Source organism: Micromonospora sp. C81 (assembly GCF_018070425.1).
Lineage (GTDB): Bacteria > Actinomycetota > Actinomycetes > Mycobacteriales > Micromonosporaceae > Micromonospora > Micromonospora zamorensis.
Map to the genome: position 1 here is coordinate 680,178 of NZ_JAGPXS010000001.1, position 10,849 is coordinate 691,026.

The 10,849-nt window shown below is 71.9% G+C and carries 10 protein-coding genes; 6 read left to right on the forward strand and 4 right to left on the reverse strand.

Features of this window, described 5'->3' with window-relative positions:
• The first annotated feature begins 51 nt into the window (after positions 1 to 51).
• Complete coding sequence (locus KBX46_RS03145) at positions 52 to 987, forward strand: hypothetical protein (protein WP_210790673.1); 936 nt, start codon at positions 52 to 54, stop codon at positions 985 to 987.
• A 126-nt stretch (positions 988 to 1,113) separates the two neighbouring features.
• Here the strand turns inward: KBX46_RS03145 and KBX46_RS03150 are convergent, their stop codons facing one another.
• Positions 1,114 to 1,836, reverse strand: coding sequence for an alpha/beta fold hydrolase (locus KBX46_RS03150; RefSeq protein ID WP_247666801.1), 723 nt, complete (start codon positions 1,834 to 1,836; stop codon positions 1,114 to 1,116).
• Between the two features lie 323 nt (positions 1,837 to 2,159).
• Between KBX46_RS03150 and KBX46_RS03155 the strand changes: the two genes are divergently transcribed.
• The 3 genes from KBX46_RS03155 to KBX46_RS03165 all read left to right on the forward strand — a co-directional run bounded on the left by KBX46_RS03155 (position 2,160) and on the right by KBX46_RS03165 (position 4,881).
• Positions 2,160 to 3,110, forward strand: a complete 951-nt coding sequence (locus KBX46_RS03155; protein WP_210790678.1) for an NADP-dependent oxidoreductase — start codon at positions 2,160 to 2,162, stop codon at positions 3,108 to 3,110.
• A gap of 140 nt (positions 3,111 to 3,250) precedes the next feature.
• Positions 3,251 to 3,667, forward strand: coding sequence for a YciI family protein (locus KBX46_RS03160; RefSeq protein ID WP_210790681.1), 417 nt, complete (start codon positions 3,251 to 3,253; stop codon positions 3,665 to 3,667).
• Entirely contained in the window at positions 3,667 to 4,881 is a 1,215-nt protein-coding gene (locus tag KBX46_RS03165; RefSeq protein ID WP_210790683.1) for an RNA polymerase sigma factor, read from the forward strand. Before KBX46_RS03160 ends, KBX46_RS03165 begins: the two co-directional genes overlap by 1 nt.
• Before the next feature lie 25 nt (positions 4,882 to 4,906).
• On the opposite strand, the gene KBX46_RS03170 is transcribed toward KBX46_RS03165, so the two are convergent.
• Complete coding sequence (locus tag KBX46_RS03170) at positions 4,907 to 5,215, reverse strand: hypothetical protein (protein ID WP_210790685.1); 309 nt, start codon at positions 5,213 to 5,215, stop codon at positions 4,907 to 4,909.
• Between the two features lie 372 nt (positions 5,216 to 5,587).
• Positions 5,588 to 6,799, reverse strand: a complete 1,212-nt coding sequence (locus tag KBX46_RS03175; protein WP_210790686.1) for an MFS transporter — start codon at positions 6,797 to 6,799, stop codon at positions 5,588 to 5,590.
• Between the two features lie 45 nt (positions 6,800 to 6,844).
• On the opposite strand from KBX46_RS03175, the gene KBX46_RS03180 reads away from it, so the two are divergent.
• Both KBX46_RS03180 and KBX46_RS03185 read left to right on the forward strand, forming a co-directional pair.
• Positions 6,845 to 7,390, forward strand: coding sequence for an ABATE domain-containing protein (locus KBX46_RS03180; protein ID WP_210790689.1), 546 nt, complete (start codon positions 6,845 to 6,847; stop codon positions 7,388 to 7,390).
• A gap of 122 nt (positions 7,391 to 7,512) precedes the next feature.
• Positions 7,513 to 8,967 (forward strand): alkaline phosphatase PhoX, encoded by a 1,455-nt coding sequence (locus KBX46_RS03185; RefSeq protein WP_210790691.1) that lies wholly within the window; start codon positions 7,513 to 7,515, stop codon positions 8,965 to 8,967.
• 63 nt (positions 8,968 to 9,030) lie between these two features.
• Here KBX46_RS03185 and KBX46_RS03190 read toward each other — a convergent pair whose 3' ends face one another.
• Positions 9,031 to 10,758 (reverse strand): IlvD/Edd family dehydratase, encoded by a 1,728-nt coding sequence (locus KBX46_RS03190; protein ID WP_099854871.1) that lies wholly within the window; start codon positions 10,756 to 10,758, stop codon positions 9,031 to 9,033.
• Positions 10,759 to 10,849: the final 91 nt, after the last annotated feature.

Genomic DNA, 10,849 nt, shown 5'->3' on the forward strand with positions numbered 1-10,849 from the left:
TTCCCCTGCCGGCGGGGGCCGTCCGCGCGCTGGTCCCGCGAGGATCGACGCATGACGACATCGGCACCGGCCGTCCGCGAGGCGGGCCATGGCCTGACGTACGCAGTGCTCGGCTGGGCCGTGGCATACGGGGGTTTGCGTCTGGCATGGACCGTCGGTGAAGCGCCGGAGTTCGGGCGGTTCGGGACGGACCTGCTGGGTTTCACCGGCTGGTGGTCGGTGGCGATGTGCGTCGCGGCGGGTGTCCTGGCGGTTGCTCTGGACCGGCTGGTGGTGTGGCGGCCAGTGCTCGCGGCAATCGCCTGGGCGACCGCCGGGGCGCTGGTCGCCGCAGCCGCGATCCTGCTGCCGGAGCTGGTGGGCTTCCTGCTGTTCACGGTCGGCCCGTACTTCGACCCGCTCGCGTTCGCCAGCCGGCTCGGCTGTGTCACCGGAGCGGTCCTGCTCGGCCTGGCCACCGCCCGCTATCAGCGGCGCACCCGGGGCGACTGTCCGGACTGCTGCCGGACCGTCCGACCGGGTCTGCGGCGCTCGACACCAGCGCGGTGGGCGCGGTGGGCCGCGTACGCCGCGGTGACCGGCCTCGTCGCCCGATTCGCGGCCCAGGCCGTGGTGGGATTCGACGGTCTCACCGACGACGCCACAATGGTCGGGCTGATGATCGGCATGGTGCTGGCCGGGGTGTTGTTGCCGCTGGCGCTGGTGCACCACTGGGGTGAGGTCTGGCCGGGATGGGTGCCGCTGCTCGCCGGCCGCACGATCCCTCGTCTGCTGTTGCTGGTGCCCGGCTTCGGCCTCGGGACGGGCATCGTGGCCTACTTCGGCATGGGGATGGTGCAGGTGGTGTCGGGATCGGAGAGCGAGTTCTCCGACGCGTTCCTCTGGGTGGCGATGTCGGCGTACAGCATCCTGGGGCTCGGCCTCGTGGCGGCGTCCAGCGACTACCACCTGCGCACCCGCAGGCCGTGCGGTGCCTGCGGCCGGTGACCGTTCGGTCGACGGGCACCGCGGGAACGGCCCCGCCGCGCTGCGAACAGGCGGCAGGGCCGTGCGTCGAGATCGTCGATGACGTCGTGTGCGTGATCCGTCAGGGCGTGACGGAACGGCTCGGGCTCAGGACGTTCCCCGTACCGCCTCGATGATGGTCTCGGCGACCTCGCCGGGCTGGGACGCCGTCATCGCGTGGGAGGCGCCGACGATTTCCCGGACGCCGCGGGCGTCGGCCCGCTCGGCCATGAAGCGGTGCGCCGCGACCGGGATGTTGTGGTCCTGGTCGCCGAAGACGAACCAGCTGGGCAACAACTTCCACGCCGGTGTCGTCGACGCCAGGCCCTCGCCGAGCGCCTGCTCGGTCACCGGCCGCTGCGTCCGGGCCATCAACGCCGCCACGTTGCCGGACACGTCCTGGACGAACTGTTTGTGGTAGGCGTTCTGGGCGATGGCCACCTCGTTGCCGCCGGTCGCCACCGGGTAGGAAACCAGGGTGTCGGCGAGCGTGCTGCCGGGGAACTTGCCGGACAGCGCCAGCGCCGACTCACCCGTCTCCGGGGCGAAGGCATTGACGTAGACCAGGGCACGCACCATCGGGTCGTCGGCCGCCGCCTCGGTGATGACCATTCCAGCGTACGAGTGGCCGACGAGCAGGACCGGTCCGCCGATGCCTCGTACCACGTCCCGCAGGTATGCGGCATCTCCGGCGACGCTGCGCAGCGGGTTGGCGGCGGCCACCACGTTGTAGGCCGCACCGAGCCGCTCGATCACACCGTTCCAGCTCGCCGACTCGGCGAACGCGCCGTGAACGAGGACAACGGTGACGTCTTGGTCTGACACGGCCATCGGCTCCTTTGCCTGAGGACGGGCTCGGGTGGACGCCTCGTCCGACTACGTGGGCGCGGCTGATTACCCACCCTGCGACCAGGAAACGTCGCGTTCAGGTCGGCGTCCTGACCGACGTGCTCGGCCTCGGCCCCGGCCTGGAACACGATGAGCTGGGTGAGATCCTCGGCGTCCACCGCGCGGGGACTTCAGGAACGAGTTCCTGCGGGTCCAGTTCGACGGGATGAAGAATCGACCCGAGACCACGAACGGCACGGTCGCCCTGGCCGCACTGACCGGACTCAAGCTCCCATCGGACGAACTCTTGTGGAAAGGATCCGAGCATGCGAGCGATCACCGTGCGAGACCGTGACGCGGGCGTCAATGGGCTCACCCTGACCGACATGCCATACCCGCACGCCGCGGAGAACGACGTCATCGTGCGCGTACACGCCGCAGGGTTCACTCCCGGAGAGCTCGGCTGGCCGGCAACGTGGACCGACCGCGCCGGCCACGACCGGACACCCAGCATTCCCGGCCACGAGCTGTCCGGCGTCGTGGTCGAACTCGGCTACGGGACCACCGGCCTCAGCGTGGGCCAGCGGGTGTTCGGCCTGACCGACTGGGCCCGCAACGGGTCCCTGGCCGAGTACACCGCGGTGGAGGCCCGCAACCTGGCCCCTCTCCCGGCCGACATCGACCACACCGTGGCCGCCGCGCTGCCCATCTCCGGGCTGACCGCATGGCAGGCACTGTTCGACCACGCCCACCTCACGACCGGCCAGACCGTCCTCATCCACGGCGCGGCGGGCGGTGTCGGCTCGATCGCCGTCCAACTCGCCCGGGAGGTGGGCGCCCGGGTGATCGGCACCGGCCGAGCCGACGACCGTGCTGCCACCCTCGCCCTCGGCGCGCAGACCTTCGTCGACCTGGACGCCGACGATCTGCGGCAGGTCGGCGAGGTGGACGTGGTGCTCGACGTCATCGGCGGCGACATCCTCACGCAGTCGACCGAACTGGTACGCCCGGGCGGGACACTGGTCACCATCGCCATGCCGCCCACGGTGCAACCCAGGGACGGGCGAGCCATCTTCTTCGTCGTCGAACCTGATCGCGTCCGGCTGGCCGACCTCGCCCAGCGCCTCCGTACCGGACGGCTCAACCCCGTCGTCGGCGCCGTACGACCACTGGCCGAGACGGCCGCCGCGTTCGCCCGCCACCGTCGTACACCCGGCAAGACGATCATCCAGGTCGCGGACGAACAGTTGCCCGCCGCCGACGGCTTTCGCGGTTGAGGACGGGACACGGATCGCAGGAAGGGGCAGGCTGCGTCCCGGCGAGAGATTATTCAGGGGCCGTGTCGATCCGCAGGCCGCTCGTTCGACGTGGGGGTGCGAGGCCCGCCGGGCGGCCCCGCCCGACGAAGGAGAACGCGATGGCGCAGTACATGCTGATCATGCGGGGCACCGACGAGACCAACGCGGCCGTGATGGCCAACGTCGACGAGCTGATGACCGCGACCCGCCTGTTCATCGAGGAGGCGGCCAAGGCCGGCGTCTACGTCGCCGCCGAGGGGTTGGACGATCCGAGCCAGGGCGTCGTGGTGCACTTCGGCGACGAGGCACCGGTGGTCACCGACGGGCCGTACGGGGAGACCAAGGAGTTGTTCGGTGGCTTCTTCCTGCTCGACGTCGCCACGATTCAGGAGGCTGTCGAGTGGGCCAAGCGGGTTCCCTCGGTTCCCGGATCCAAGATCGAGATCCGTCGGGTGCCCGGTGAGGACGAGGTCCCGCAGGACAGCGGGAAGTTCGTCACGGAAGGGACCTCGCACGGGAGCAGCGGCCGGGTCTGATGGGTACGGCCGACATCGAGGCCGTCTGGCGGATCGAGTCGGCCCGGATCGTCGCCGCGCTGACCCGGTTCACCGGCGATTTCGGGCTGGCCGAGGACGCGGCCCAGGAGGCGGTGGCCGAGGCGCTGGTGTCCTGGCCGCGTGCCTCTCCGGCCAATCCGGGCGGCTGGCTGATGGCCACGGCCCGGCGGCGGGCGATCGACGCGATCCGCCGCCGGGCCGCCCTACGGGACCGTTACGCCCTGCTGGCCGCCGAACCCGCGGTCGACGCGGAGATCGACCCCGACCGGATCGACGACGACATCCTGGCGCTGATGTTCGTCAGCTGCCACCCGGTGCTCTCCCCGGAGACCCGGGTGGCGCTGACCCTGCGCGTGGTCGGCGGCCTGTCCACCGAGGAGATCGCCCGCGCGTTCCTCGTACCCGTGCCGACCGTGCAGGCCCGAATCACCCGGGGCAAGAAGACGATCGCGGCGGCCCGGGTGCCGTTCGAGCTGCCGGCCCCCGATGAGCGCCGGGAACGGCTGGGTGGTGTGCTCAGCGTCCTCTACGTGATCTTCACCGAGGGTTCGACGGCCACGTCCGGCGACCGGCTGCTGCGCCCCGACGTCGCGTACGAGGCGATCCGGCTGGCCCGCACGCTCGCCGCGCTGCAGCCGGACGAGCCGGAGGTGCACGGCCTGCTCGCGCTGTGCGAGCTGACGGCCGCGCGCTTCCCGGCCCGCACCGCCGCGGACGGCACGCCGGTCCTGCTCGAGGATCAGGACCGCCGACTGTGGGACCGCGCGGCGATCCGCCGCGGACTGGCGGCGTTCGCCAGGGCATCGACCCGTCGCCTCGGCCCCTATGGTCTGCAGGCCGCCATCGCGGCCACCCACGCGTCGGCGCCCTCCGTCGAGGAGACCGACTGGGACCGGATCGTGCTGCTCTACGAGGCACTCGGTCGGGTCGCGCCCTCCCCGGTGGTCGAGCTCAACCGGGCCGTCGCCGTGGCCATGGCCTCGGGGCCGGCGCAGGCCCTGTCCATCGTGGACGAGCTGGTCGCCTCGAGCCGACTGGCCGGGTCGTACCTGGTCCCGACCGTACGCGGGGAGCTGCTGAGCCGTCTCGGCCGCCGACCCGAGGCGCGCGCCGAACTGGAGCTGGCCGCTTGGCTCTGTGCCAACCAGCGCGAGCGCGCAGTGCTGCTCCGCAAGGCGGCCGCGCTGAGCTGACTCCGCAGCCCTTCACGCCGCGCCGTCACCCACCGGGGCGGCTGCTCGTCAGCCAACCGGTGAGCTGCTGGCTGGTCTCCGCTCCGAGCGCCGCCGCCGCTCGTGCGGCCAGGGTGACGAGCTCAGCGTGCTCCGTCCCCGTCACCTGCAAGGGTGGCTGAGGGACACGGTGCGAGGCTGTCCGTGTCGCGTCACGGGTGATCCGGGTGGCGTCGGCCGTGCCCCGCTCGGCCAGGCGTGGGTCCGCGTCGACGGCCAGGATCAGCGCGGCGCGCAACTCGACGCCGACACCCCGGCCGCGCAGGAGCCGGTAACCGGCCCGGCGCAACTCCACCCGGCCATCCCCGGGCCACCGCCCGTACCAACGGCGCGTCATCGTCAAGGCACGCGGCGACCTCGGCGTCCTGCCCCGCGCGGACCAGCCCGGTCAATGCCACCGCCCGCACCTCGGCCCGAGCCGATCGAGCCAGACGCTTCAGGGCGTCGAGCCGGCGGGTCCACACCGCCTCACGGCACGCCGCTTCCGCCGCCCGCGCCCGAACCCGCACATCCGGATCCGACTCGGCAAGCTCCCGATCATGGCGACATCCTGCCCCAGCCGACCAGCCCGACCGAACCCCATTTCCGGCCGAGCAGCGAACCGAGGCGGACGGCAACTCCACCGGGTCGGGCCCGTGCCACCAGCCCTGCCAGGCGGCACCTTCCGCTACCGACGGCGGAGCAGTACGCCGCCCGCTGTCCCCGCGACAATCGGAAAGGCGGCGACCAGCAGCAGTTGGGCGCTCACCGGCAGGTGGGAGGCGAGACCCAGGAGACCGGCACCGATCGCGGAAGCCGCCACCTTCAGTCCGGCGCCGATGGTGAAGACCTGCGTACGGGTCGTCTCGGTGGCCAACTGGTTCCGGGCCAGGAACAGCGCTGCGGCGCACGGCCCGGTGAAGAGCCCGGACAGCGCAAACAACGCTGCGGTCAGCGGTAGGGAGTGCACGGCGGCCGCCAGCGCGAGGGGTACGCCGACCGCGGCCATGGCCCAGACCGTCACAACCGGCGCGCGGGAGGCCGGCATCGGCCTCCAGGCCCAGAGCAGGGAGCCCACGAACGCACCTGCGGCGATCACGCCGAGCAGCAGGCCAGCGCGCGTGGGTTCGTGCGCGGCGGCAGCCAGGGTGGTGGCGACCACGGCGAGACCGCCCAGGCCCAGTTGACCGAAGCTGGTCGCGAGGGTGAGCACTCGCAGGGCCGGATCGCGTGCGACCGCGCGGGTGCCGTGGAACAGGCCAGCCGTTCGTGTCCGCGCCGCCACGGTGTCGGAGGTGGGCAGATGCAGGGAGGCGACGCCGAGTGCGCCGAGTCCGGCGGTGATCGCGAGCGCGAGGATGGCGGTGCTCGGGCCGGCTGCCGCCGCGACCAGCCCGACCGCCGCCGGCCCGGCCATGCCGGCGACGTTGTAGAACAGCGAGTCCAGCGCGAAGGCACGAGCCTCGTGCCCGGGTCCCGCCAGCTCGCCCAACCGGCTGGTCAGCCCGCCGGTCACCGCCGGTCCGCAGCACCCCGCCACCACGAGGACGAGGTAGGTCTGCCACAGCGGCGCGTGACCGAGCAGGGCGACCGGCGCCGCGAGGGCCCCGGCGAAGACGGTGATCGCTCCGGCGAGCACGGCCGCCGGCCGTCGCGACCGGTCCACCAGCGCACCGACCAGGGGCGCGGCCACCACGTGTGGAATCAGCAGGGTCGCGACCAGCGTTCCGCCGACGGCGGCGCTGTCCGCCCGGTCCAGGGCGAGGAGCACCAGTGCCACCCGTGCGCCCTCGTCGGCGGTACGCGCCAGTAGCGCTGCGGCCAGGTAGTGGGCCAGCCGTGCGCCGTGCCGGCGGGTGCCGGGATCGGTTGCCGTCACCTGTTGGACCGGTGATGCCATCGGATCACTCTTGCATCGCGTCGCGTCACCGGTCAAGATGGTGACGTGAGATTCGAGTTCATTGCCGACCGGCCGGTACTGGACTTCCTTCCCACGCTCGCCGAGCGCGGCCACACCGACATCGAGCAGCTGACGGCCCCGCAGGATCTCGCGGACTGGGCCGTTCAGGCTGGCGTCGTCGAGCAACCCCCTCATGTGGACGATGCGGCTCTGCGGCAAGCCAAGGATCTCCGCGAGGCGATGTTCCGCCTGGTCCGAGCCCTGATCGACGGCACCGACGCGGCCCCGGCCGATCGCGAGCTGGTCAATGATGCCGCGGCTGGACCGCTACCCGAGCTGCGCCTGGACGTCGACGGGGTGCACCGGACGGGCGACACCGACGCCGTCCTGACGGTCCTCGCGCGCGACTGCCTGGAGTTGCACGCCAGCGACGACCGTCACGCCCTCCGGTGGTGCGCCGACGAGCACTGCACCCGAGCGTTCGTCGACCGGTCGCGAGGCTCGCGGCGACGCTGGTGCGGCATGCGCGGCTGCGGAGATCGCGCCAAGGCCGCCGCGTACCGCCGTCGACGGCGAACCTCGGCCCCCTGAGGGCAGCGGCCCCGATTCTTCACCCCGATGTCACCGAGCGATCCGGTCGGCGACGTTTCGGTGTCCGCCCGCAGGAGTTGGCTGCCAGTCGTCGCACTTGTCCTGACCAGGAGCTGATCGCCGTGCCTTCTTCTCGTCGTACCTTCCTCGCTGGCAGCGCCGCCGCCGGCGTTGGCCTTGCCGTCGCCGGCGGCCTGCCGTCGCTGGCCCAGGCCAGCCCGGGCCGGCCGCACCCGCCGGTCAAGTCCGGTCCCGTGCCCTTCCCGCCGCTCGTGGACGACCCGAAGGGAATCCTGGCCCTGCCCGAGGGCTTCAGCTACACAGTGGTCACCCGGACCGGCGTGACCCGGCTCGACCGTGGCCAGGGCATGACCCCGGCCGACCACGACGGCATGGCCGTCTACGACGCCGGCAACGGCCGCTACACCCTGATCCAGAACCACGAGATCGACCCCGGCGCGGAGTTCGGCGTGCCGCACGTCAAGGGAACGGTGTACGACCCGGGCGCCGTCGACGCCGGCGGATGCACCGTGATCAGGACCGACCGTGCGGGCCGCAACCTGGGTGAGTTCGTCGCCCTCTCCGGCACCATCTCCAACTGCGCCGGCGGGCCCACCCCCTGGGGGACCTGGCTCACCTGCGAGGAGACCGAGGACCGGGCCGGCGACGAGTGGGAAGAGGGCGGCCGGTCCGGCGTCTACCAGAAGGACCACGGCTACGTCTTCGAGGTCTGGGCCGACGGCAGCGCCGACCCGAGGCCGATCAAGTGCCTGGGTCGCTACTCCCACGAGGCCCTGGCGGTCGACAAGGACCGCACCCACATCTACCTCTCCGAAGACGCCGACGGGCCCAACGGCCTCTTCTACCGCTGGTCGGCGCCGCGCGGCGTCAAGGTCGGTCCCGGCGTGCTCACCCGGCTCGCGCCCAACGCCGGCGTCCTCGCCGCGATGCAGATCATCATGGACGACGGTTCGGTGCTGCCGGACGTCGCCTACCTGACCTCCGCGCAGCTGGGTCGCCCCTTCCCCGTCCGGTGGATCGAGGTGCCGGACCGCGACGCGCGGGACAGGTCCGTACGCGAGCAGTTCACCGATGGCCAGGTCACCCGCGGGCGCAAGTTCGAGGGTGTGTGGGGCACCGACGAGGGCGTGTACGTGGTCAACTCGTACGCCTGGGACGAGGGTGACCTGCCGGCGGACGCGGCACCGCACGACGGCATGGTCTGGTTCTACGACTACAAGGCCCAGACCATCCAGCTGGTGACGTACTTCCCGCACCAGAGCGCCTCCGAGGAGGGGACGCCGGTCAGGTACAACGACATCACCTTCGACGGCCCGGACAACGTGACCGTCACCCCGTGGGGAAGTCTCGTCCTCGCCGAGGACGGCAAGGGCACCTCCCACGTGCTCAGCGCGGTCCCGGGCGGCCCGACCTACGCGATCGCCCGCAACCAGCTCAACGACTCGGAGTTCTGCGGGCCGACCTTCACCGCCGACGGCAGGGTGCTCTTCGTCAACATGCAGGACCCCGGCCTCACCCTGGCCATCACCGGCCCGTGGGAGAAGTACCTGGGCTGAGCCCGGATTCGGATCGATCGGTGGGGGGCGGGCGGACCGCCTGACCCCCACCGCGTCCACACCTCAGTGCGAGTGACGGGGCACGGCACTGCCGCTGCCGCCGACGAGGAAGTCCAGGTCCGCGCCCTGGTCGGCCTGCAGGACGTGCTCGCTGTACAGCCGTACCCATCCCCGGTCGGCCACCGGCGGCGGCGGCCGCCACGCGGCCCGGCGCTGGACAAGCTCGGTGTCGTCGACCAGGAGTTCCAGGCTCCGCGACGGGACGTCGACGCGGATCAGGTCGCCGGTGCGCACCAGCGCGAGCGGGCCGCCCACGGCCGCCTCCGGGGCCACGTGCAGGATGCAGGTGCCGTAGCCGGTGCCGCTCATGCGGGCGTCGGAGATCCGCACCATGTCCGTGATGCCGGCCGCGAGCAGCCGTCGTGGCATCGGCACGTTGCCCACCTCCGGGAAACCGGGGTAGCCGCGCGGCCCTGCGTTGCGGACCACGAGCACCGTGTCGGGGGTGACGTCCAGGTCCGGGTCGTCGGCGGCGACGACATAGTCTTCGATCCGGTCGAAGACGAGCGCGGGACCGGTGTGTGTGAGGAGCTGGGCGGAGGCGGCGGACACCTTCAGCACCGCCCCGGACGGCGCGAGCGAGCCGCGCAGCACCACGGTGCCGGAGCCGGCGGGCTGGAACGGCTCGGCCAGGGTGCCGATGACCTCCCGGTTCCAGCACTGGGCGCCGGTGATGTTGTCGGCCACGCTCCTGCCGCTGACGGTGACGTGGTCCATGTTCAGCAGCGGGGCGATCTCCGCCATCACCGCCGGAACGCCGCCCGCGTAGGCGAAGTCCTCCATGAGGTACGCCCCGGACGGCATGAGGTTGACGAGCATCGGCACGTCGGCGGTGAGGGTGTCGAAGTCCTCCAGGGACAGGGGGACGCCGAGGCGTCCGGCGATGGCGAGCAGGTGTACGACGGCATTGGTGGAACCGCCGATCGCGGCGTTGACCCGGATGGCGTTCTCGAACGCCTGGCGGGTGAGCACCGTGGACAGCCGTTGGTCCTGTTGGACCATGGCGACGATCCGGCGGCCGGCGGCGTGTGCGAGCGCGTACCTGCGGGAGTCGACAGCCGGCACGGCGGCGGCCCCCGGGAGTTGCACGCCCAGCGCCTCGGTCACGCAGGCCATCGTGGAGGCGGTCCCCATGGTCATGCAGTGGCCCCGGCTGCGGGACATGCCGACCTCCGCCTCGGCGCAGTCGGCCGCGCTCATCCGGCCCGCCCGCATCTCCTCGGTGAAGCGCCAGACGACGGTGCCCGAGCCGATGTCCTGGCCGCGGAACTTGCCGTTGAGCATCGGGCCGCCGGTCATCATCAGAGTCGGCAGGTCGACGCTCGCCGCCCCCATCAGCAGACCAGGCGTGGTCTTGTCGCAGCCGGAGAGCAGGACGACCCCGTCGAGCGGGTTGGCCCGGACCGACTCCTCCAACTCCATCGCCAGCAGGTTGCGGTAGAGCATGGTGGTGGGTCGCATCAGGGGCTCGCCCAGGCTCATCGCGGGGAACTCCAGGGGCAGGCCGCCGCTCTCCCACACGCCCCGCTTCACCGATTCGGCCAGGTCCCGCAGGTGGGCGTTGCAGGGTGTCAGCTCCGACCAGGTGGTGGCGATGCCGATCACCGGACGACCGTCGAAGACGTCGTCCGCGAACCCCTGGTTGCGCATCCAGGACCGGTGGATGAACCCGTTGCGGCCCTCCGCACCGAACCACTGCCCGCTGCGCAGCGGTGGATTCGTCGTCGACATCGGCACACCTTCCTGTCGTCGTCCCGCCCGGCGTCTGCGAGCCGGCGGGTCTGGCTGGTGACATCGGGACCAGGGGCACGTGCGGGAGCGA